The organism is Legionella drozanskii LLAP-1 (genome assembly GCF_001467585.1).
GTDB lineage: Bacteria > Pseudomonadota > Gammaproteobacteria > Legionellales > Legionellaceae > Tatlockia > Tatlockia drozanskii.
The window spans coordinates 57,259-76,199 of sequence record NZ_LNXY01000006.1; the positions used below are offsets into that span (position 1 = coordinate 57,259).

Genomic DNA, 18,941 nt, shown 5'->3' on the forward strand with positions numbered 1-18,941 from the left:
TGAAGGGAAATGCCCCAGTCTAAAATAGCGTTTTGCAACATCTTGAGTATATAATTCAGCTCTAACTTTCGCATGCAGGAGAATAAAAAATGGCTCGTGGAATTAATAAGGTTATCTTAGTAGGGAATGTCGGTGTTGACCCCGACGTAAGATATATGCCAAACGGTAATGCGGTGACCACTTTATCGATAGCGACCAGTGAAACATGGAAGGATAAACAAACTGGGGAAAAGCAAGAACGTACAGAATGGCACCGAGTTGTCTGTTTTAATCGTCTCGGTGAAATTGCAGGCGAATACATTCGCAAAGGTTCCAAAGTATACGTTGAAGGCAGCTTACGCACCCGCAAATGGCAGGATCCGCAAGGACAAGATCGTTATACAACTGAAATTGTAGCCGCCGATATTCAGATGCTTGACAGCAAAGGGGGCTCGGCTAATTACGACGAGATGCCATCGCCACCTCAAGCACAGCAACAGAGTGCTCGTAAACCACAAACCGCTCAGACCGCTCAAACAGCACAAGATGCGTTTGACGAGTTGGATGATGATATTCCCTTCTAAAAAATATCTGACAACCTAAAAAAGCCCAAATAATTTGGGCTTTTTTGTAGCAGAGACTTGCAAATGACTTATAACAAAAAAGGAACTTAGGATGTCAACTGAATTTATTAGTACTAACATTATTCATAATTTAATAAAAGTTATGAGTATTGCGACAGAAAATTCGCTCCATAAGGAATCAGCTATGGAAGATCTCAACGGCTCTATACGCTATTTTACTGGTTGCGAGTTTCCTTTTTTTAATGGCGTATTCAACAATCATGGAAGTGATGAGTCCGTATTAATTGATAATTTAGATAAAACCACTCAATTTTTTACAACTCAATCTACGCCTTTTATTTGGTGGTGGACTCAACAATCAGAAGTCCCAGCAAAAATTAAAGCAAATTTAGATGCTAAGGGCTTTCAATTTCTTGGTGATTTCTTAGGAATTGCAGCTAATTTAAACGAGATAAAATTTGACAAATTAGGCGATCGAATCGAAATAGGTACAGTCAATAGTGATAAAGAATATAAGTTATTTTTTGATATTCTATGCGAAGTCTTTCAAATGTCTGAATCAATTAAATCGGATTTGCAAGCAATGTATAACTCTTATGGGATTCATGGAAAATTTAAACATTATCTCGGCTTTTATGCAGGTGAACCTGTTGCTACATTAACAAGCTATATTGATGGTTCCGTAATTGGTTTATACAATGGCGCCACGCTAGTTAAATTTCAAAAACACGGTCTTTGTAGCGCCCTTGCTCAATACGCAATAACAGAAGCAAGGTCGTTTAACTGCCAATATGCCGTCTCTCAATTAATGACGCCCGGTATGGCAAAAGGTATAAGCGAAAAAATGGGGTTTCAAACTTATTGCCGACTATTACCTTTTTTAAAAGACCCTCGAGGGTAGCTCATCCATAGTGAATAGGTGTCTAAATGATATTAAATACTAACTTTAATTTTAAATTAAACCGCGTTTTTGTTATTTCCTTATTCCTATTCACTCAACTAGCAACAGCAGACAATCCACCAATAGAAAATCAGATTGCTCATTACCTGAATTATAAACAGCAAGAACAACTTTCATTACTAGAAAAGCTAGTGAACATCAATAGCGGTACAACAAACCTTGCCGGCGTCCATCAAGTAGGAGAACTTTTACGTCCTCAATTCGAAGAGCTTGGCTTTAAAGTCCATTGGGTCGAACCGCCTGCTAACATGCACAGAGCGGGGACTTTAATTGCTGAACATCCTGGTAACAAAGGCAAACGATTACTTTTGATTGGCCATCTTGACACCGTTTTTCCTTTAATCAGCTCATTTCAGCATTTTAAGCAAAATGGTAATTTTGCAACAGGTCCTGGTGTTATTGATGACAAAGGCGGCGATCTAGTTATTCTCTTCGCTTTAAAAGCTTTACATGCTGTAAACGCACTAACTGATGCCCAGATTACCGTGGTTTTAACCGGAGACGAAGAGGACTCAGGAAAACCAACATCCATCTCTCGCAAATCCTTGATTGAGGTTGCAAAAAGGAGTGAGATTGCTTTAGATTTCGAATGGGCAACAACGATTGATACCGCTACTATTGCGCGCAGAGGCATTGCTAACTGGATAATAACTACTGAGGGTAATGAAGCACACTCATCAGAGATTTTTCAGAAAAAAGCCGGTTTTGGTGCCATTTATGAATTAGCTAGAATTTTAGATACCGTCCGGATTGAGCTTGCAAATCAACAATATCTATCGTTTAATCCCGCGCTAGTTTTAGGTGGAACAACACTAAACTATGATAAGAATAGTTCACAAGGTTCAGCTTTTGGTAAAGGAAACGTAATAGCAAAATCTACCCTAGCCAAAGGCGATTTCCGATTTCTTAGTTCAGAACAAAAAATTAATGCAGAGAAGAAAATATCTACAATTGTTGATTCACATTTACCTGGATCAACGGCATCTATCACATTCGAAGATGGCATTCCAGCCATGCCGCCGACTGAAGCTAATTCAGAACTCCTAAAGAAATATAGCAAAGCCAGTTATCAACTAGGATACGGTAACATAGGATCGCTTGATCCAGGAAGTAGAGGAGCAGGTGATATTTCACATATTGCCTCTCTGGTATCTGCTTCATTAGCAGGCTTAGGCCCGGTAGGTGCTGGTGCTCATTCCGAGAAGGAAACCTTAGACCTTCAATCCTTAGTTATACAAACTCAGCGAGCCGCTTTACTTATCTATTGGTTAACACATGGAGAGTAAAACCCTTTTTCATTCATAATGGAGTAATGAACATTTATTCACTATAAACTTTTTTTAGAGCCATCCCTATAAACCATATAGGCTTCCCCATGGCGTGAATGAATAATTTCTTGGGGAAAAGCTTGTCGTATTAAATCAGCATTCACTCGCTGTCCAAGCCATTCTATAGCTACGACTTTTATCGTGTCAAAATCCTCACACTCATTATCAAGATACATAGAAAATGCTTGACTGAAGTTAATTGGTAATTGTTGTTTAATTAAATTAAGCGCCTCAACAATAGTCGGCTGAACAGTTGTAAAATGTAGGGTTGTATCACTAACAGGAAAATCATTGTTTGGGAAAAAGACAGCAATACTTTCTTGATTTAATTTAGTTACCAGTTCTCTAGATAAACTAAAAATTACTTTTTTACTCAGTGGCTGCTGCGAAGAACTGATAAAACGCGAACTATTGTCAGCAGAAATATCACATGTCGTAATTTGGTACATACCAAGTGCATCTTTGAAAGTGCCTTGCTCAATATGGTTTCTTTGTAAAATCGCAATAACTTGTTCATGCATTTTTTTCTGCGACGCACTCACTAATCGTGAATAGGCTTCGTTGATCTGAATTACATCAGTGTTATTAGAAAAGAAAAGCTCAATCGATGAATAACCGTAGACGAGTGAATAAAGAAATAACAATGGTAGGAATAATGTAACTTTAAACCAAGCTAAAAATGAGAATTGAAACATTGGCAAAAGATTGATAATTGTCACAAAGAAGCAAATAAAAAACCCGCCAAGGGCGGGTTCTAGAGATGATTATTCTTCTGCTGAAGAATCATCAGCAACTGGTCTATCAACCAGTTCAACAATTGCCATGGGCGCATTATCACCAGCGCGATAACCACATTTTAAAACTCTTACATAACCACCTGGACGCTCAACATAACGTGGGCCAAGAGTAGTAAACAATTTTCCTACAGCACTTTTAGAACGTAGTCTGTCGAAAACATAACGACGTGAAGCCACAGAATCTGATTTACTAACAGTGATTAACGGCTCAATATAACGACGTAATTCTTTTGCTTTAGGCAGAGTTGTTTTAATTAACTCGTGCTCTATAAGCGAAGTACACATATTAGAAAACATCGCTTTTCGATGGCTACTTGTCCGGCTTAATTTACGGCCAGTATTACGATGACGCATGACTAAAACTCCTAATATTACTCGCCAAGATTAGCTGGCGGCCAATTCTCAAGCTTCATTCCCAATGATAAAGAGCGCGATGCTAGTACATCTTTAATCTCAGTCAGGGATTTCTTACCTAAATTGGGTGTCTTTAATAATTCATTTTCTGATTTTTGTACCAAGTCACCAATATAATAGATATTCTCAGCTTTTAAACAGTTTGCTGAGCGAACCGTAAGTTCTAAATCATCAACCGGTCTTAGTAAGACAGGATCAAAATCATTTCTTTCCTTGTTATCAGTACGAGATTCTTCAAACTTCATATCAACAAAGGCATGAAGTTGACGTTGAAGAATAGATGCTGAAATTCGAATAGCTTCTTCTGGATCCAAAGTCCCATTCGTTTGTAAATCAATAGTAAGCTTATCCAGGTCAGTACGATTTTCTACACGAGCACTATCAACGAAATAAGCTACTTTCTTCACGGGTGAGAAAGTATTATCGATTTTTAATTTACCAACAGATTTATGTTGCAGTTCATCATCAAACGAACGAACAAAAGAATCTGTTGAATGGAAGCCAACACCTTTTTCGACTTTTAAAGTCATGTTTAGCTTTCCATTTTCATTAAGTGTCGCAATAACTAGCTCAGGATTAATAATTTCCTGACCATGCGTCAATTGAATATCACCAGCGGTAACTTGGCAAGGACCCACTTTACTCAATGTTAAGTTGGCTTCCTGTCCTGCAGTGATCGTAATAGCAACTTGCTTCAGGTTTAAGAGAATATCAACTACATCCTCCTGTACACCTTCAATTGTGCTGTACTCATGCAAAACACCATCGATTGATACTTCTGTAATAGCACAGCCAGGCATAGACGATAAAAGAATTCGTCTCAATGCATTACCAAGGGTATGGCCATAACCACGCTCCAAAGGTTCCAAAACGATGCGCGAGTGATTAGGCGTCTCAGATTGTACTTTAAGTACAGACGGTGTCAGCATTTCATTTATTTCAGTATACATTCGGCTATTTCTCCGAGCTTACTTAGAGTAAAGTTCTACGACTAAATTAACGTTATACAGAGAAGACAAGTCATTTAGCGTTGGTACAGTTGTAAATGTACCTTTCAACGCACTTGAATCAACAGTTAACCAGTCACATGGAGCGCGTTGCTCGGAAAGAGCTACAGCAGCTTGAACTCTCCCTTGCTCCTTTGCCTTTTGTCGAATAGAGACTATATCACCAGGCTTAACTAGGAAAGATGGAATATTAACTACTTCATCGTTAACTAGAATAGCCTTATGAGCAACTAACTGTCTCGCCTCTGCTCGCGTACTCGCGAAACCTAAACGATAAACAACATTATCTAAACGTCTTTCAAGTAATACCATTAGGTTCTCACCAGTTGAACCTTTTTGTCTAGCAGCCTTTTTGTAGTAGTTGCTAAATTGCTTTTCCAAGACACCATAAAGCCGTCTAATCTTTTGTTTTTCGCGTAATTGCACACCATAATCGCTTAAGCGTGGTCGCTTATCACCATGCTGACCAGGTTGCTTTTCAGCTTTACATTTAGACTTATGATCACGCACCCCACTTTTTAGGTATAGGTCAGTACCTTCTCTACGTGATAGTTTACATTTGGGACCAAGGTATCTAGCCATTAATTACTCCTGAACTTATACACGACGTTTTTTAGGTGGCTTACAACCATTATGAGGTATGCCAGTCACATCGGTTATTTCTACAATCTTAAAATCCTGCGATATCAATTCACGAATAGTTGATTCGCGACCTGGACCAGGGCCATGTACAAATACAGCTACAGACTTCATACCATATTCTTTTGCCACTGCAGAAGCTCTTTCAGTTGCTATTTGCGCAGCATAGGGAGTACTTTTTCTGGAACCACGGAATCCGGAGCCTCCAGACGTTGCCCAACATAAAGCGTTACCTTGACGGTCAGTAAAGGTCACTATGGTATTATTAAATGAGGCATGAACGTGAACGATACCGTCAGATACAACACGTTTTACCTTTTTTCTTGCTTTTTGCTGCTTTGCCTTAGTTATAGCCATCTCTCTTTCCTACATATAAATTAGTTACTGCCTTTACGTCGGCCTTTGCGAGTACGCGCATTTGTTTTTGTACGCTGTCCTCTTAAAGGTAAGCCTCGACGATGTCTAAGACCGCGGTAACAACCCAGATCCATGAGACGTTTAATATTCATTGTTACTACACGTCGTAGATCCCCTTCAACAGTCATCTTAGCAATTTCCGTACGTAGAGCTTCCAGTTGTTCTTCAGATAACTGGGAGACTTTAGTTGACGGTTCAATCCCAACTGTTTTACATAAATTAACAGAAGTTGTTTTACCAATTCCATAAATTGACGTTAATGCAATCACGATGTGTTTGTGATCTGGTATGTTAACACCTGCAATACGAGCCATTAATTTCTCCGAACTTTTTTTGTTCTGCCAGAAAGGGACAGAAGAATACTATTATAATGAACCAAAATCAAGCAGGATTTAACCTTGCCTTTGCTTATGCCGTGCATCTTTACATATAACACGGATGATGCCATTCCGATTAATAATTTTGCAGTTTCGACAAAGTCGTTTTACTGATGCTCTAACTTTCATTAATAACTCCGATAATAATCATAAAAGACCGGGCAATTTAGTTCCCTTAAAATTGGCTTTTTTCATCAATGAATCATACTGCTGAGTCATAAGATGGGCTTGTACCTGAGCTACGAAGTCCATAATTACGACTACGATGATTAACAGTGATGTACCGCCAAAATAAAAAGGCACATGCCAGGTATACATCAAAATTTGTGGTAATAAGCAAACTAATACTAGATAGATTGCTCCAACTAAAGTCAAACGTGTCATAACCGAATCGATATATTTAGTCGTTTGCTCACCAGGACGAATCCCAGGAATATATGCCCCAGACTTCTTCAAATTGTCCGCAGTATCCTTTGGATTAAATACCAGTGCAGCGTAAAAAAATGCAAAGAATAAAATAGCAGCTGCATAAACAATTAAGTATAGTGGTTGACCAGGCGACAAGGCCATTCCAATATCAGCGAGCCAATCCATACCTTTACCTTTCCCAAAAAATTGAGCAAGCGTAGCGGGTAAAAGTATAATGCTTGAAGCAAAAATTGGCGGAATTACTCCAGACATATTTATTTTTAAGGGTAAGTGACTTGTTTGCGCTGCATAAACTTTTCTTCCATGCGTACGTTGAGCATAGTTAACTCTTATACGTCGCTGAGCTCTCTCCATGAAGACAACAAATCCAGTAACAACCACTACGATTGCTGCAACTAAGATTAAAGTCAATGCTTGCATCTGACCTTCTCTTACTTGCTGAAAAACCGATGCAATTGCACCTGGCATGCTAGAGACAATTCCGGAGAAAATAATTAAGGAAATACCATTTCCCACACCTTTCTCAGTTATTTGCTCTCCTAGCCACATAAGAAACATTGTCCCAGTTACTAAAGTGACAACTGCCGTGAAGTAGAAAAAAACATCAGCATGCATTGCTATTTGTTGACCAGCTAACCATCTAGCCATCCCTAAAGATTGGAATATAGCAAGAAGCAAAGTCAAATATCTTGTGTACTGATTAATCTTTCTCCGACCTGACTCACCTTCCTTTTTAAGCTGCTCAAGTTTAGGCGATACCACAGAAAACAACTGTATAATAATGGACGCAGAAATGTATGGCATTATTCCTATGGCAAACACGGTCACTCGTGATAATGCCCCGCCCGAAAACATATTAAACAATCCAAAAATTGTGTTTTGTTGTTCACCAAAGAAATTAGCTAACTTTTGAGGGTCAAGTCCTGGAACAGGGATATGCGCACCTAAACGATAAACTAATATTGCTATAACAACAAAAAGCAATCTAGATTTAAGTTCAGCCAATCCACTTTTAGATTGGCCAGAAAGTTGCCTCTGGTTATTCATAGTCACTCTTCAATGCTACCACCAGCTTGCTCAATTGCAGAACGTGCACCTTTCGTGACGCGTAAGCCCTTAAGTTTTACTGGAACGTTGATTTCACCAGACTGTATAATTTTAACTTCGCGTATAGATTTATTGACTAATCGTGCTGCTTTTAGCACCTCTAGATCAATTGATTCAACATTCAAACCAGCCAACTCACCTAAAGTAATTTGGTCAATAGTTTTACCTACACGAGATTTAAAACCCATCTTAGGCAAACGACGCTGTATAGGCATCTGACCGCCTTCGAAATTAATCTTATGATATCCGCCTGCACGAGCTTTTTGCCCTTTATGGCCTTTACCACAGGTTTTACCTAAACCGGAACCTATTCCTCTACCAACGCGTCTTTTGTTTGGTTTTGAACCCGGTTCTGGAGATATCGTATTCAAATTCATTTTGCACACTCCTCAACTTGGACCATGTAATAAATTGAATTAATTAAGCCGCGAATCGCAGGAATATCCTGATGGATTACACTTGAATTCAACTTTCCTAAGCCCAGCTGCTTTGCGATTTCCACATGTTTTGGCTTTCGACCAATAGTACTTTTAACTAAGGTGATTTTAAGTTTCTTACTCATTATTCGCCCGCCATTATTTCTTCAACTGATTTACCACGTTTAGCAGCAACATAATCAGGAGTTCCAATATTAGTAAGTGCTCCTATTGTCGCCCGAACAATATTGCTTGGATTGGTAGAACCAATACTTTTAGCTAGAATATTTTGTACCCCAAGAACTTCTAATACGGCTCGCATTGCGCCACCAGCGATAATTCCAGTACCTTCGCTAGCTGGTTTCATAAATACTTTAGAAGCACCATAGTTCCAAGTAATTTTATGATGTATGGTTTTACCTGCCAATGGTATATAAGTCATATTCTTTCTAGCTTGTTCCATAGCTTTCTGGATAGCGATTGGAACTTCACGTGCTTTACCACGACCGTAACCAACTTTTCCTTTGCCATCACCAATTACGACTAATACCGCAAAACCAAAAACACGACCACCTTTAACTACTTTAGCAGTACGAGTAACCGATACGAGCTTTTCTTGATATCCTTCGGTTTTTGTAGATTCATCAAATGCCATAACCGTTCCTTAAAAATTCAACCCAGCTTCACGTGCGCCATTGGCTAAAGCTTTTACGCGGCCATGGTATTTGTATCCTGCACGATCAAAAGAGACGTCATTAATATTCTTGGCTTTCGCTCTCTCTCCGAGTAATTTGCCAACTTGTTCAGCTTGTTCAAGCTTTGTTTTTGCAAGAGAAGGTTTTAACTCTTTATCAAGAGTTGATGATGCTGTTATAACAACGTCTCCCTTCTCGCCACGAACAATAATCTGTGAATAGATATGTGTACCACTTCTATGAACTACTAATCTTGGTCTGGCTGAATAACGCAGGATCGCTTTTGTTTTTAATCCGCGTCTTTTTCGTGCTTTCTGTTTATTCATGATTTACACCTTATTTCTTTTTGGCTTCTTTACGAATAATTACTTCGCCTGCGTACTTAACACCTTTACCTTTGTATGGTTCTGGCGGCCTAAAACCACGAATCTCAGAAGCAACTTGACCTAAAAGCTGTTTATCAATTCCGCGAATAATAATAGTGGTATTATTTGGAGTCTCAACAGTCACACCTTCAGGTAATTTATACTCAATGGGGTGAGAATAACCAAGAGACAAGGTCACTGCTTTATTGGTTGATTGAGCCCTATAACCTACACCAACTAATTCAAGGGTAAGGACAAAACCGTTGGTTACCCCTTTAACCATATTATTTACTAAAGCACGCACTGTACCCGCTTGTGCCCAAGCATTAGGATCATTAGATGCAGGTTTGAAAATAATCTTATTGTTATCTTCTTTGCACTTACTAACATCCACATGCTTATTATAGTGTTGAACAAGAGACCCTTTAGGTCCTTTAACTGTTAAAGTGTCTTTGCCCACAGTCAGCTCAACATTTGCTGGCAATAGTATTGGGGCTTTTGCTACTCTAGACATTTTATTCCTCTCAAGTATTAGGCCACTTCACAAAGAACTTCGCCACCAAGGCCATTATTTTTTGCAGCTATGTGCGTCATTACCCCTTTTGAGGTAGATAAAATAGCTACTCCAAAGCCTGGGATTGGAGTTAATTCTTTAGACGATTTATATACTCTTAAACCAGGACGGCTGATTCGCGAAATTCGATCAATTACGGGTTTGCCATGGTAATACTTTAATCGTATTGTTAATGATTTAAGATTATTTTCTAGAGGCTCTATATTAAAATCTAATATATAACCTTCTTCTTTAAGCACCCTAGCAATTTCTTCTTTCAGCTTAGATGAATTTAGGGTCACACTCTGGTGTTTAGCCTGCTGACCATTTCGAATTCTAGTCAACATGTCTGCAACAGGATCATGCATACTCACAATTATTCTCCATAGAATAAAATTTACCAGCTAGATTTGCGACCACCGGTGACATTACCTGTCATCAGTTGCTGTCTCAAACAAATCCTGCAAAGTCCAAACTTGCGATATACAGCATGCGGTCGTCCACATTGTTGGCAACGCGTGCTGTGTCGTACAGGATTAGAGTTAATGGGAAGCTTTGCTAATTTTGCCTGAGCTTCCATGATTTCATCAAAATCCGTGGACGACTTAATTAAAACTTTTAATTCATTTCTTCGCTCTCTATATTTCGCGACTAGTTTTGAGCGCTTATTTTCGCGAGCGAGCATAGATTTTTTAGCCACAATTATTACCCTTCTTAGTGTTTATCTCTGTCTTTCAAAGGCAGGTTAAATGCTTCTAACAAGGCCTTCGCTTCTTCGTTTGTCTTAGCACTGGTAGTTATACAAATATCTAATCCACGAATCCCATCAGTCTTATCAAAATCAATTTCTGGGAAGACGAGTTGTTCATGAATACCCATGCTATAGTTTCCGGTACCGTCAAAGGATTTAGGATTTAATCCACGGAAATCACGTACGCGCGGCAATGTAATTGTTATGAGTCGATCTAAAAATTCATACATGCGTTCACGTCTTAGTGTAACTTTGCAACCAATTGGCCAATCTTCACGAATTTTAAAGCCTGCAATAGATTTTTTAGCTTTCGTGACAACTGGTTTTTGTCCAGATATTAAGGTCATATCATCAACTGCATGATTCATGACTTTTTTATCGCCAACTGCTTCACCAACACCCATATTTAAAGTTATTTTCAGGATCTTGGGAACTTGCATAACACTCTTGTAGCCGAACTTTTTCATCATCATTTCGACCACTTCTTCTTTATAAAACTGCTTTAGTCTTGCCATTTCAGTCACCTAATTAGATAGAGTCAATCATTTCGTTATTTGATTTAAAGTATCTAACTTTGTGCTTTTTGCCGTCTTTCTCAAGATATTTGAATCCGACTTTATCCGCTTTCTTAGATACAGGATTATAAATAGCAACGTTCGAAGCATCCAATGGAGCTTCACGAGAGATAATTCCCCCTCTTTGTTCTAATTGCGGATTAGGCTTCACGTGTTTCTTGATAAGGTTTGCACCTTCAACAATTACACTGTCACCGAAAACCCGTGCTATTTTACCCACATGGCCCTTGCTTTTACCGGCGATGACAATAACGGTGTCACCTGATTTAATGCGCTTCATAACTAATCCTTCTCACAAAACTTCAGCTGCAAGAGAAATGATTTTCATAAACCGCTCTCTTAGCTCACGAGTTACTGGCCCAAATATACGCGTACCAATAGGTTCATTTTGGTTATTTAAAAGCACAGCAGCATTACCATCAAAACGAATGAGTGATCCATCATCTCGGCGCACACCTTGGCTGGTTCTAACTACAACTGCCTTCATTACTGCACCTTTTTTCACTTTACTACGTGGTATCGCATCTTTAATGCTTACTTTAATAACATCACCAACGCGGGCATAACGTCTGTGTGACCCGCCAAGCACCTTGATACACATCACTTTGCGTGCTCCACTGTTATCCGCAACCTCGAGCACAGTCTGCATTTGTATCATTACTATTCTCCAGCTCTAAATTCGACCAGAAAAAGGCTGCTGATTATATCAGCCCTCTCAGATTTTTAAAAGTAAAACAAATGAAAATCAGGAAATTACTTCAACTAGTACCCAACTTTTCATTTTTGAGAGTGGTCGAGATTCTTGTATTTTTACTGTATTTCCAATTTTACCAACTTGATTTTCATCATGAGCGTGGAGTTTAGTTCTACGTCTCAAGATTTTACCGTACTTTGGATGTCTAACAGTGCGCTCAACCATGACAACAATAGTTTTTTGCATTTTATCACTGACTATTTTACCAACTAGTGTTCTGCCTTTTGCTTCGCTGCTATTAGTCATCGCTCTTACCTACCTTCTCTGACATAATCGTTTTAATTTGAGCAATAGCCTTTCTGATTTGAGAGACTTCATGAGTCTTATCAAGGGTACCACTTGCTTTTTTCATTCGTAGGCTAAATTGCTTCTTACGTAGAGAAAGCAGCTCTTCATGTAGTTGTATATCTGTAAAGCCCCTTAGCTCTTTAACAAAATCTTTCATCACATCACCTTGCGTTCTTCAAATATAACTTTGAAAGGGAGTTTAGCCTTAGCAAGATCAAATGCTTCCATCGCTAATTCCTTACTAACACCTTCCATTTCAAACAAGACCTTACCCGGTTGAATTTGAGCAACCCAGTATTCGACACTACCTTTACCTTTACCTTGTCGAACTTCAAGAGGTTTTTGTGTAATTGGCTTATCAGGGAACACTCTAATCCAAATCTTACCACCACGCTTAATGTGTCTTGTCATCGCTCTTCTAGCTGCTTCAATTTGACGAGCAGTTAATCGGCCTCTTTCGAGTGCCTTAAGACCAAAGTCACCAAAGCATACTGAAGATCCTTTGTGAGCTAAACCACGGTTTCGCCCTTTCATTTGCTTACGATATTTCGTTCGTTTTGGCTGTAACATGATTTAATTCCTCACTCACTTACCGCTTTCTGTATTACGGTTTTTCTGCGGAAGCACTTCACCTTTGAAAATCCAGACTTTAACACCTATAATTCCATAAGTGGTTTTAGCCTCTGCAGTGCCATAATCGACATCCGCACGGAAAGTATGCAAAGGAACTCTTCCTTCTCGGTACCATTCACTACGCGCAATTTCAGCGCCACCTAAACGTCCGCTTACACATATTTTGATTCCTTTAGCACCAGCCTTTAATGCTGATGTAACTGCACGCTTCATTGCACGTCTGAACATTACTCGTTGTTCTAACTGCTGTGCAATTCCTTCAGCGACCAGTGTAGAATCTAGTTCTGGTTTACGAACTTCTTCAATATTTAAGTGAACAGGTACACCCAATTTTTCTGCTATCTCAGCTCTAAGCGCCTCGATACCGCCACCTTTTTTACCAATAATCACACCAGGTCGTGCTGTATGAATTGTAACGACAGCATTATTCGCTGGTCTTTCAATCCTGATCTTACTTACGGCTGCTGCCATTAGTTTTTTCTTCAGCGTTTTTCGAAGATTGATATCTTGGTTCAGAAGTTGTGCATAGTTTTTACTTGCAAACCATTTAGAATTCCAATCTTGAGTTATTCCTAATCGTATACCTATTGGGTTTACTTTCTGTCCCATTGCTATTCCTCGTCAGACACTTTAATTGTGATGTGGCAGGTACGTTTGCATATACGGTTTGCACGACCTTTTGCACGAGGACTAATTCTTTTCAAAGTAGCTGCCTCATCCACATGAACCACACCCACCTTTAATTCGTCGATGTCAGCGCCATTATTATTTTCTGCATTAGCCATGGCAGACTCTAATAATTTCAACATTAGTTGGGCGCCCTTTTTGGGGGTAAATTTCAGAACATCTATAGCTCTTGAAACATCCATCTTGCGAATCATATCGGCAACCAATCTACCTTTTTGGGCAGAGAGTGGTGCATTTTTTAATTTTGCTGTAACTTCCATCATTGCCTCTTACTTACCTTTGGCTTTTCTGTCTCCAGAATGGCCTTTGAATGTACGAGTCATGGCGAACTCACCTAGTTTATGACCAACCATGTTATCAGTTATATAAACTGGGACATGATCCTTGCCATTGTGAACCGCAATTGTGAGATCTATCATCTCAGGAACAATTGTTGAGCGCCTGGACCAGGTTTTAATTGGTTTCTTGGACTTAGTTTCAACCGCCACTTCGATTTTTTTCATTAAGTGATGATCGATAAAAGGACCCTTTCTAATAGAACGTGCCACCTTGATATCCTCTTAGCTAATTATTTTTTCTTACGTCTTCTGACGATAAAACGATCTGTACGTTTATTACTTCTCGTTTTGTACCCTTTTGTCGGTACACCCCATGGAGAAACGGGATGACGTCCGCCCGAAGTTCGCCCTTCACCACCACCATGTGGGTGATCAACTGGGTTCATAGCGACACCACGCACTGTTGGTCTAATACCCCTCCAGCGATTAGCACCTGCCTTTCCAAGAGCTCTTAGGCTATGCTCGCTATTGCTTACTTCACCGATGACTGCTCTACATGTAGCTAAAACTCTACGCATTTCACCAGAGCGCAATTTTAAAGTGGCATACATGCCTTCTTTAGCAACGATTTGTCCGCTACAACCAGCACTTCTTAATAGTTGAGCACCTTTACCTGGTTTCATTTCAACGCAATGAATTGTTGTACCTACTGGAATATTTCGCAATGGAAGACAGTTACCAACACTTATCGGTGAATTTTCACCGCTTACTACTGTGTTGCCAGCTTCTAAGCCAGAAGGTGCAATAATGTAACGTCGTTCGCCGTCTTTGTAAACAACTAAAGCGATTAATGCGGAGCGATTTGGATCGTATTCAAGTCGCTCAACTTTAGCTTCAATACCGTCTTTGTTTCTTTTGAAATCAATTATACGATATTTAGCTCGAACGCCTCCGCCGATATGGCGAACAGTAATTCTTCCTTGGTTATTTCTTCCACCCGTCTTATTCAGTTTTTCGACAAGGGCTGCATGTGGGCCCCCTTTGTGAATATTGTGGTGAACAACTCTTATTTCACCACGTTTTCCTGGTGATGTAGGTTTAGATTTTAATAATGCCATCTTAGTCTGCCTTATTCTGTCACTGAAAAGTCGATGTCATGATTTTCATGTAGAGAAACAAAAGCTTTCTTCCAATCAGACCGTTTACCAGCCATTTGTTTGAAACGTTTTGTTTTTCCTTTAACATTAATTACTGACACGTTTTTGACTTTTACATTAAACATGTGTTCAACAGCCAATTTAATTTCTTGTTTAGTAGCCGTTTTTAATACCTTAAAGGTAAACTGCTTGAACTTATCAGCCATAACTGTTGCTTTTTCAGAGGTATGGGGTTCACGCAGTATCATTAACAAACGTTCTGCATTCATTGTAACTGCTCCTCTAAATTTTTAATGGCTTCTTCAGTCATAAGCACTTTTTCAAAGCGAAGCAGACTAACTGGATCTAAACAACTGACATCGCAGATATCATATTGAAATAAATTACGTGAAGCCAAATATTCTTGTTCGCCAACTTCGTTCATTACAATTAATGCGTTTGGAAGATCTAATTCTTTCATTTTCGCGATAAAATCTTTTGTTTTATGTGATTGACATTGAAAATCACTAACAACAATTAGATTGCCAGAACGATTTAGCTCGGAGATTATACTACGCAATGCACGTTTGTACATTTTTTTATTAAGTTTTTGGCTATAATCTCTTTTCTTTGATGCGAAAGTTACCCCACCAGAACGCCAAATCGGGCTACGAATAGTCCCAGCTCGGGCTCTACCAGTACCTTTTTGACGCCATGGCTTTCTTCCACCACCGCGTACTTCAGCACGTGTTTTTTGCGCACTGTTTCCACTGCGGGCATTATTCATAAAGGTAACTACAGCTTGATGAACCAAACCTTCGTTATAGTTATATCCGAATATTTCTTCATTTACTTTTAACTTAGCATTAGTATCTATCGTTTTAAGTTCCATTATGCTTCGCCCCCTACCCTTTTCTTAACAGCGGGCCTTACTTCAACTCTAGCACCAGGATGACCTGGGATAGCGCCTTTAATTAAAAGTAAATTACGCTCTTTATCAACACGCACTAACTCAAGAGTCTGTGTGGTACAACGGACATTACCCATATGACCGGCCATCTTTTTACCTTTAAATACACGGCCAGGCGTTTGGTTTTGTCCAATCGAACCGACTACTCGATGCGATCTTGAATTACCATGAGTTGCATCTTGTGTACGGAAATTATATCGCTTTACAGTTCCAGCAAATCCTTTACCTTTAGAGTTTGCAGCTACGTCAACAAATTGCCCTTCATTGAATATATCGTTTATCGATATAACCTGCCCTGGGCTAAATTCATCAACTGAATCTACTCGGAACTCACAAAGCATATCACCAGCATCGATTTGTGCCTTTGCAAAATGGCCGGTTAAAGGCTTATTTACATGGCTCGATTTTTTTTCACCGCCAGTTAATTGAACTGCAACGTAACCATCTGTATCAATGGTTTTAATTTGTGACACGCGATTGGGTAAAACCTCTACAACAGATACTGGTATAGAAATTCCATCCTCTGTAAACACGCGTGTCATACCGATTTTACGGCCTAATAACCCAATCGTCATTTTTAACACCTCGTTAATAACCCTTGCCTAAATGGGACTATTCGTCATCAAGGCTAATCTGCACATCTACCCCAGCAGCCAAATCAAGTTTCATTAGCGCATCTACTGTTTTTTCGGTAGGGTGCACAATAACGACTAGGCGTTTATGGGTACGCAATTCATATTGATCTCGCGCATCTTTGTTAACATGCGGAGAAGTCAATACTGTAAATTTCTCTTTGCGGATAGGTAAAGGTATAGGTCCTCTTATTTGAGCACCTGTACGTTTTGCGGTCTCCACAATCTCACGAGTTGATAAATCGATTAAACGATGATCAAACGATTTAAGACGTATTTTAATATTTTGATTGTTACTCATTTCTATTACTCAATGATCTTAGCTACAACGCCAGCACCAACGGTGCGGCCACCTTCGCGAATCGCAAAACGCAATCCTTCATCCATAGCAATAGGTGAATGCAAGTTAACAATCAATTTGACGTTATCACCTGGCATTACCATTTCTATACCTTCTGGTAAATCGCATGTACCTGTTACGTCTGTCGTTCTGAAATAAAACTGAGGTCTATATCCATTAAAGAATGGAGTATGACGGCCACCTTCATCTTTTGACAATACGTATACTTCTGCTTCAAATTTAGTATGTGGCTTAATTGATCCAGGCTTAGCCAATACTTGTCCTCGCTCAACTTCATCTCGCTTCGTACCTCGTAATAATACCCCTACGTTGTCTCCAGCTCGGCCTTCATCAAGCAATTTACGGAACATTTCAACGCCTGTGCAGGTCGTCTTCAGTGTATCACGAATTCCTACAATCTCGACTTCTTCACCAACTTTAACAATCCCACTCTCTACGCGGCCCGTTACTACTGTTCCACGTCCAGATATTGAGAATACATCTTCAATGGGTAACAAGAAGCTCTTGTCGATGTTACGTACTGGTTCAGGTATGTATGAATCCATTGTCTCAACCAGCTTCTCAATCGCTTTAACTCCAATATCACTGTCTTCGCCTTCCAACGCTTTTAACGCTGATCCAACAACAATTGGAATATCATCCCCAGGGAAGTCGTAGCTGCTCAGAAGATCTCTTACTTCCATCTCTACAAGCTCTAATAGCTCGGCATCATCGACCATATCCGCTTTGTTTAAAAACACTACAATGTAGGGAACTCCAACTTGTCGTGATAAAAGGATGTGTTCTCTGGTTTGTGGCATTGGACCATCAGCTGCTGATACAACTAAAATCGCTCCGTCCATTTGCGCAGCACCTGTAATCATATTCTTTACATAGTCCGCATGGCCTGGGCAATCCACATGAGCATAGTGACGGTTCGCTGATTCATACTCAACGTGAGCCGTAGAAATTGTAATTCCACGCTCTCTTTCTTCCGGCGCTGCATCAATCTGATCGTATGCTTTTGCTGTTCCACCGAACTTCTTCGCCATTATCGTCGTAATCGCTGCCGTTAACGTCGTCTTTCCATGATCTACGTGACCAATCGTACCCACGTTAACATGTGGCTTCTTACGCTCAAATTTTTCCTTCGCCATCGGAAGTCTCCCCTCAAAAGTTGATAACTGCATGGTGCCCACAACTGGACTCGAACCAACGACCTCTTCCTTACCAAGGAAGTGCTCTACCGCCTGAGCTATGTGGGCCTAAATTTTCAGACCGTCGTCCGCAATTTTCCACAGTCTGCTTATACAAACTTGGAGCGGGTGATGGGAATCGAACCCACGCTATCAGCTTGGAAGGCTGAAGTTCTACCATTGAACTACACCCGCTTTATATTAATTACATCTTATGCATAGTACTGGTGGAGGGGGAAGGATTCGAACCTTCGAAGGCAGAGCCGTCAGATTTACAGTCTGATCCCTTTGACCGCTCGGGAACCCCTCCCAAAAGAACGCCATTTTCTTTCATGGTGTGATCAAAGTCAATAGCTTAACATGAGGACTAGCATTTAGATGGTGCTGGCACCAGGAATCGAACCCGGGACCTACTGATTACAAGTCAGTTGCTCTACCAACTGAGCTACGCCAGCATTCTATTTTTTACTCTTTGTGCCTCTTAAGGCTACTTTTGTAGCCTTTGATGAGCAGCACATACTCATCTAATTGCCATTAAATCATATAATAGCTATTTATTTAATAAAACCCTGGCGATGACCTACTTTCACATGGGGAAGCCCCACACTATCATTGGCGCAGGAATGTTTCACT

The 18,941-nt window shown here is 39.8% G+C and carries 33 protein-coding genes and 4 tRNA genes; 3 read left to right on the forward strand and 34 right to left on the reverse strand.

The genetic code is table 11. The features are described 5' to 3' along the window. Positions 1–89 precede the first annotated feature (89 nt). The 3 genes from ssb to Ldro_RS03285 all read left to right on the forward strand — a co-directional run bounded on the left by ssb (position 90) and on the right by Ldro_RS03285 (position 2,810). Positions 90–563: a single-stranded DNA-binding protein gene (ssb, locus tag Ldro_RS03275; protein WP_058495006.1), complete on the forward strand. Its 474-nt coding sequence runs from the start codon at positions 90–92 to the stop codon at positions 561–563. Positions 564–654: 91 nt separating this feature from the next. Then, positions 655–1,464 carry a GNAT family N-acetyltransferase gene (locus tag Ldro_RS03280; RefSeq protein WP_058495007.1) on the forward strand — a complete coding sequence of 270 codons (810 nt, stop codon included), beginning with the start codon at positions 655–657 and terminating at the stop codon, positions 1,462–1,464. Positions 1,465–1,490: 26 nt separating this feature from the next. Then, positions 1,491–2,810: a M20 family metallopeptidase gene (locus Ldro_RS03285; protein WP_058495008.1), complete on the forward strand. Its 1,320-nt coding sequence runs from the start codon at positions 1,491–1,493 to the stop codon at positions 2,808–2,810. 41 nt (positions 2,811–2,851) lie between these two features. Here Ldro_RS03285 and Ldro_RS03290 read toward each other — a convergent pair whose 3' ends face one another. From Ldro_RS03290 to Ldro_RS03450, 34 genes are all read right to left on the reverse strand, one after another. Next, positions 2,852–3,547 (reverse strand): hypothetical protein, encoded by a 696-nt coding sequence (locus Ldro_RS03290; RefSeq protein WP_131764370.1) that lies wholly within the window; start codon positions 3,545–3,547, stop codon positions 2,852–2,854. 69 nt (positions 3,548–3,616) lie between these two features. Then, on the reverse strand, positions 3,617–4,003 hold the full coding sequence (rplQ, locus tag Ldro_RS03295) for a 50S ribosomal protein L17 (RefSeq protein WP_058495010.1): 387 nt from the start codon (positions 4,001–4,003) through the stop codon (positions 3,617–3,619). Positions 4,004–4,020: 17 nt separating this feature from the next. Beyond that, positions 4,021–5,013 carry a DNA-directed RNA polymerase subunit alpha gene (locus Ldro_RS03300; RefSeq protein WP_058495011.1) on the reverse strand — a complete coding sequence of 331 codons (993 nt, stop codon included), beginning with the start codon at positions 5,011–5,013 and terminating at the stop codon, positions 4,021–4,023. A gap of 18 nt (positions 5,014–5,031) precedes the next feature. After that, entirely contained in the window at positions 5,032–5,652 is a 621-nt protein-coding gene (gene rpsD, locus Ldro_RS03305) for a 30S ribosomal protein S4 (protein ID WP_058495012.1), read from the reverse strand. 15 nt (positions 5,653–5,667) lie between these two features. Beyond that, the gene (rpsK, locus tag Ldro_RS03310) at positions 5,668–6,066 is read right to left on the reverse strand and encodes a 30S ribosomal protein S11 (protein ID WP_058495013.1); all 399 of its coding nucleotides are present in this window, start codon (positions 6,064–6,066) and stop codon (positions 5,668–5,670) included. A gap of 20 nt (positions 6,067–6,086) precedes the next feature. Beyond that, on the reverse strand, positions 6,087–6,440 hold the full coding sequence (gene rpsM / locus Ldro_RS03315; protein WP_058495014.1) for a 30S ribosomal protein S13: 354 nt from the start codon (positions 6,438–6,440) through the stop codon (positions 6,087–6,089). A gap of 78 nt (positions 6,441–6,518) precedes the next feature. Further along, a complete protein-coding gene (gene rpmJ / locus Ldro_RS15980) occupies positions 6,519–6,632 on the reverse strand; it encodes a 50S ribosomal protein L36 (protein WP_083497888.1) in 114 nt (37 codons plus the stop codon). Between the two features lie 18 nt (positions 6,633–6,650). Next, on the reverse strand, positions 6,651–7,979 hold the full coding sequence (gene secY, locus Ldro_RS03320; protein WP_058495015.1) for a preprotein translocase subunit SecY: 1,329 nt from the start codon (positions 7,977–7,979) through the stop codon (positions 6,651–6,653). Positions 7,980–7,981: 2 nt separating this feature from the next. After that, on the reverse strand, positions 7,982–8,416 hold the full coding sequence (gene rplO / locus Ldro_RS03325) for a 50S ribosomal protein L15 (protein ID WP_058495016.1): 435 nt from the start codon (positions 8,414–8,416) through the stop codon (positions 7,982–7,984). Continuing rightward, on the reverse strand, positions 8,413–8,601 hold the full coding sequence (gene rpmD / locus Ldro_RS03330; RefSeq protein WP_058495017.1) for a 50S ribosomal protein L30: 189 nt from the start codon (positions 8,599–8,601) through the stop codon (positions 8,413–8,415). Before rpmD ends, rplO begins: the two co-directional genes overlap by 4 nt. Next, positions 8,601–9,110, reverse strand: coding sequence for a 30S ribosomal protein S5 (gene rpsE / locus Ldro_RS03335; protein WP_058495018.1), 510 nt, complete (start codon positions 9,108–9,110; stop codon positions 8,601–8,603). The genes rpmD and rpsE overlap by 1 nt, the downstream gene beginning before the upstream one ends. A 9-nt stretch (positions 9,111–9,119) precedes the next feature. Then, on the reverse strand, positions 9,120–9,476 hold the full coding sequence (rplR, locus tag Ldro_RS03340) for a 50S ribosomal protein L18 (protein WP_058495019.1): 357 nt from the start codon (positions 9,474–9,476) through the stop codon (positions 9,120–9,122). Positions 9,477–9,486: 10 nt separating this feature from the next. After that, positions 9,487–10,029, reverse strand: a complete 543-nt coding sequence (gene rplF, locus Ldro_RS03345) for a 50S ribosomal protein L6 (protein ID WP_058495020.1) — start codon at positions 10,027–10,029, stop codon at positions 9,487–9,489. Positions 10,030–10,046: 17 nt separating this feature from the next. Beyond that, positions 10,047–10,436, reverse strand: coding sequence for a 30S ribosomal protein S8 (gene rpsH, locus Ldro_RS03350; protein WP_202972521.1), 390 nt, complete (start codon positions 10,434–10,436; stop codon positions 10,047–10,049). A gap of 29 nt (positions 10,437–10,465) precedes the next feature. Then, entirely contained in the window at positions 10,466–10,768 is a 303-nt protein-coding gene (gene rpsN / locus Ldro_RS03355; RefSeq protein WP_058495022.1) for a 30S ribosomal protein S14, read from the reverse strand. Between the two features lie 14 nt (positions 10,769–10,782). After that, positions 10,783–11,334, reverse strand: a complete 552-nt coding sequence (gene rplE, locus Ldro_RS03360) for a 50S ribosomal protein L5 (RefSeq protein ID WP_058495023.1) — start codon at positions 11,332–11,334, stop codon at positions 10,783–10,785. Between the two features lie 13 nt (positions 11,335–11,347). Continuing rightward, the gene (gene rplX / locus Ldro_RS03365; RefSeq protein WP_058495024.1) at positions 11,348–11,674 is read right to left on the reverse strand and encodes a 50S ribosomal protein L24; all 327 of its coding nucleotides are present in this window, start codon (positions 11,672–11,674) and stop codon (positions 11,348–11,350) included. A 12-nt stretch (positions 11,675–11,686) separates the two neighbouring features. Continuing rightward, complete coding sequence (rplN, locus tag Ldro_RS03370; RefSeq protein ID WP_043874512.1) at positions 11,687–12,052, reverse strand: 50S ribosomal protein L14; 366 nt, start codon at positions 12,050–12,052, stop codon at positions 11,687–11,689. Between the two features lie 87 nt (positions 12,053–12,139). Further along, on the reverse strand, positions 12,140–12,394 hold the full coding sequence (rpsQ, locus tag Ldro_RS03375) for a 30S ribosomal protein S17 (protein WP_058495025.1): 255 nt from the start codon (positions 12,392–12,394) through the stop codon (positions 12,140–12,142). Continuing rightward, entirely contained in the window at positions 12,387–12,593 is a 207-nt protein-coding gene (rpmC, locus tag Ldro_RS03380) for a 50S ribosomal protein L29 (RefSeq protein ID WP_058495026.1), read from the reverse strand. Before rpmC ends, rpsQ begins: the two co-directional genes overlap by 8 nt. Next, on the reverse strand, positions 12,593–13,006 hold the full coding sequence (gene rplP, locus Ldro_RS03385; protein ID WP_058495027.1) for a 50S ribosomal protein L16: 414 nt from the start codon (positions 13,004–13,006) through the stop codon (positions 12,593–12,595). The genes rpmC and rplP overlap by 1 nt, the downstream gene beginning before the upstream one ends. A 15-nt stretch (positions 13,007–13,021) precedes the next feature. After that, positions 13,022–13,678, reverse strand: coding sequence for a 30S ribosomal protein S3 (gene rpsC / locus Ldro_RS03390; RefSeq protein ID WP_058495028.1), 657 nt, complete (start codon positions 13,676–13,678; stop codon positions 13,022–13,024). A gap of 2 nt (positions 13,679–13,680) precedes the next feature. Further along, positions 13,681–14,016, reverse strand: a complete 336-nt coding sequence (gene rplV / locus Ldro_RS03395; protein WP_058495029.1) for a 50S ribosomal protein L22 — start codon at positions 14,014–14,016, stop codon at positions 13,681–13,683. A gap of 9 nt (positions 14,017–14,025) precedes the next feature. Continuing rightward, positions 14,026–14,304, reverse strand: a complete 279-nt coding sequence (gene rpsS / locus Ldro_RS03400) for a 30S ribosomal protein S19 (protein WP_058495030.1) — start codon at positions 14,302–14,304, stop codon at positions 14,026–14,028. Between the two features lie 20 nt (positions 14,305–14,324). Further along, positions 14,325–15,152: a 50S ribosomal protein L2 gene (rplB, locus tag Ldro_RS03405; RefSeq protein WP_058495031.1), complete on the reverse strand. Its 828-nt coding sequence runs from the start codon at positions 15,150–15,152 to the stop codon at positions 14,325–14,327. A gap of 11 nt (positions 15,153–15,163) precedes the next feature. Continuing rightward, positions 15,164–15,460 (reverse strand): 50S ribosomal protein L23, encoded by a 297-nt coding sequence (gene rplW, locus Ldro_RS03410; protein WP_058495032.1) that lies wholly within the window; start codon positions 15,458–15,460, stop codon positions 15,164–15,166. After that, on the reverse strand, positions 15,457–16,062 hold the full coding sequence (gene rplD / locus Ldro_RS03415) for a 50S ribosomal protein L4 (protein WP_058495033.1): 606 nt from the start codon (positions 16,060–16,062) through the stop codon (positions 15,457–15,459). The genes rplW and rplD overlap by 4 nt, the downstream gene beginning before the upstream one ends. Further along, complete coding sequence (gene rplC / locus Ldro_RS03420) at positions 16,062–16,715, reverse strand: 50S ribosomal protein L3 (RefSeq protein WP_058495034.1); 654 nt, start codon at positions 16,713–16,715, stop codon at positions 16,062–16,064. The genes rplD and rplC overlap by 1 nt, the downstream gene beginning before the upstream one ends. A gap of 37 nt (positions 16,716–16,752) precedes the next feature. Beyond that, positions 16,753–17,073 carry a 30S ribosomal protein S10 gene (gene rpsJ / locus Ldro_RS03425; RefSeq protein ID WP_058495035.1) on the reverse strand — a complete coding sequence of 107 codons (321 nt, stop codon included), beginning with the start codon at positions 17,071–17,073 and terminating at the stop codon, positions 16,753–16,755. A gap of 5 nt (positions 17,074–17,078) precedes the next feature. Next, entirely contained in the window at positions 17,079–18,269 is a 1,191-nt protein-coding gene (gene tuf / locus Ldro_RS03430; protein WP_058495047.1) for an elongation factor Tu, read from the reverse strand. Between the two features lie 32 nt (positions 18,270–18,301). After that, positions 18,302–18,377, reverse strand: a tRNA-Thr gene (locus tag Ldro_RS03435). Between the two features lie 52 nt (positions 18,378–18,429). Beyond that, a tRNA-Gly gene (locus tag Ldro_RS03440) sits at positions 18,430–18,503 on the reverse strand. 30 nt (positions 18,504–18,533) lie between these two features. Then, positions 18,534–18,618, reverse strand: a tRNA-Tyr gene (locus Ldro_RS03445). 69 nt (positions 18,619–18,687) lie between these two features. After that, positions 18,688–18,763: transfer RNA gene (locus Ldro_RS03450), tRNA-Thr, on the reverse strand. Between the last annotated feature and the right edge of the window lie 178 nt (positions 18,764–18,941).

Excerpts from the sequence above, each read along its gene's own strand:
- ssb (WP_058495006.1), top strand. The coding sequence starts at position 90 with ATGGCTCGTGGAATTAATAAGGTTATCTTAGTAGGGAATGTCGGTGTT.
- Ldro_RS03280 (WP_058495007.1), top strand. The coding sequence starts at position 655 with ATGTCAACTGAATTTATTAGTACTAACATTATTCATAATTTAATAAAA.
- Ldro_RS03285 (WP_058495008.1), top strand. The coding sequence starts at position 1,491 with ATGATATTAAATACTAACTTTAATTTTAAATTAAACCGCGTTTTTGTT.
- Ldro_RS03290 (WP_131764370.1), bottom strand. The coding sequence starts at position 3,547 with ATGTTTCAATTCTCATTTTTAGCTTGGTTTAAAGTTACATTATTCCTA.
- rplQ (WP_058495010.1), bottom strand. The coding sequence starts at position 4,003 with ATGCGTCATCGTAATACTGGCCGTAAATTAAGCCGGACAAGTAGCCAT.
- Ldro_RS03300 (WP_058495011.1), bottom strand. The coding sequence starts at position 5,013 with ATGTATACTGAAATAAATGAAATGCTGACACCGTCTGTACTTAAAGTA.
- rpsD (WP_058495012.1), bottom strand. The coding sequence starts at position 5,652 with ATGGCTAGATACCTTGGTCCCAAATGTAAACTATCACGTAGAGAAGGT.
- rpsK (WP_058495013.1), bottom strand. The coding sequence starts at position 6,066 with ATGGCTATAACTAAGGCAAAGCAGCAAAAAGCAAGAAAAAAGGTAAAA.
- rpsM (WP_058495014.1), bottom strand. The coding sequence starts at position 6,440 with ATGGCTCGTATTGCAGGTGTTAACATACCAGATCACAAACACATCGTG.
- rpmJ (WP_083497888.1), bottom strand. The coding sequence starts at position 6,632 with ATGAAAGTTAGAGCATCAGTAAAACGACTTTGTCGAAACTGCAAAATT.
- secY (WP_058495015.1), bottom strand. The coding sequence starts at position 7,979 with ATGAATAACCAGAGGCAACTTTCTGGCCAATCTAAAAGTGGATTGGCT.
- rplO (WP_058495016.1), bottom strand. The coding sequence starts at position 8,416 with ATGAATTTGAATACGATATCTCCAGAACCGGGTTCAAAACCAAACAAA.
- rpmD (WP_058495017.1), bottom strand. The coding sequence starts at position 8,601 with ATGAGTAAGAAACTTAAAATCACCTTAGTTAAAAGTACTATTGGTCGA.
- rpsE (WP_058495018.1), bottom strand. The coding sequence starts at position 9,110 with ATGGCATTTGATGAATCTACAAAAACCGAAGGATATCAAGAAAAGCTC.
- rplR (WP_058495019.1), bottom strand. The coding sequence starts at position 9,476 with ATGAATAAACAGAAAGCACGAAAAAGACGCGGATTAAAAACAAAAGCG.
- rplF (WP_058495020.1), bottom strand. The coding sequence starts at position 10,029 with ATGTCTAGAGTAGCAAAAGCCCCAATACTATTGCCAGCAAATGTTGAG.
- rpsH (WP_202972521.1), bottom strand. The coding sequence starts at position 10,436 with ATGCATGATCCTGTTGCAGACATGTTGACTAGAATTCGAAATGGTCAG.
- rplE (WP_058495023.1), bottom strand. The coding sequence starts at position 11,334 with ATGGCAAGACTAAAGCAGTTTTATAAAGAAGAAGTGGTCGAAATGATG.
- rplX (WP_058495024.1), bottom strand. The coding sequence starts at position 11,674 with ATGAAGCGCATTAAATCAGGTGACACCGTTATTGTCATCGCCGGTAAA.
- rplN (WP_043874512.1), bottom strand. The coding sequence starts at position 12,052 with ATGATACAAATGCAGACTGTGCTCGAGGTTGCGGATAACAGTGGAGCA.
- rpsQ (WP_058495025.1), bottom strand. The coding sequence starts at position 12,394 with ATGACTAATAGCAGCGAAGCAAAAGGCAGAACACTAGTTGGTAAAATA.
- rpmC (WP_058495026.1), bottom strand. The coding sequence starts at position 12,593 with ATGAAAGATTTTGTTAAAGAGCTAAGGGGCTTTACAGATATACAACTA.
- rplP (WP_058495027.1), bottom strand. The coding sequence starts at position 13,006 with ATGTTACAGCCAAAACGAACGAAATATCGTAAGCAAATGAAAGGGCGA.
- rpsC (WP_058495028.1), bottom strand. The coding sequence starts at position 13,678 with ATGGGACAGAAAGTAAACCCAATAGGTATACGATTAGGAATAACTCAA.
- rplV (WP_058495029.1), bottom strand. The coding sequence starts at position 14,016 with ATGGAAGTTACAGCAAAATTAAAAAATGCACCACTCTCTGCCCAAAAA.
- rplB (WP_058495031.1), bottom strand. The coding sequence starts at position 15,152 with ATGGCATTATTAAAATCTAAACCTACATCACCAGGAAAACGTGGTGAA.
- rplW (WP_058495032.1), bottom strand. The coding sequence starts at position 15,460 with ATGAATGCAGAACGTTTGTTAATGATACTGCGTGAACCCCATACCTCT.
- rplD (WP_058495033.1), bottom strand. The coding sequence starts at position 16,062 with ATGGAACTTAAAACGATAGATACTAATGCTAAGTTAAAAGTAAATGAA.
- rplC (WP_058495034.1), bottom strand. The coding sequence starts at position 16,715 with ATGACGATTGGGTTATTAGGCCGTAAAATCGGTATGACACGCGTGTTT.
- rpsJ (WP_058495035.1), bottom strand. The coding sequence starts at position 17,073 with ATGAGTAACAATCAAAATATTAAAATACGTCTTAAATCGTTTGATCAT.
- tuf (WP_058495047.1), bottom strand. The coding sequence starts at position 18,269 with ATGGCGAAGGAAAAATTTGAGCGTAAGAAGCCACATGTTAACGTGGGT.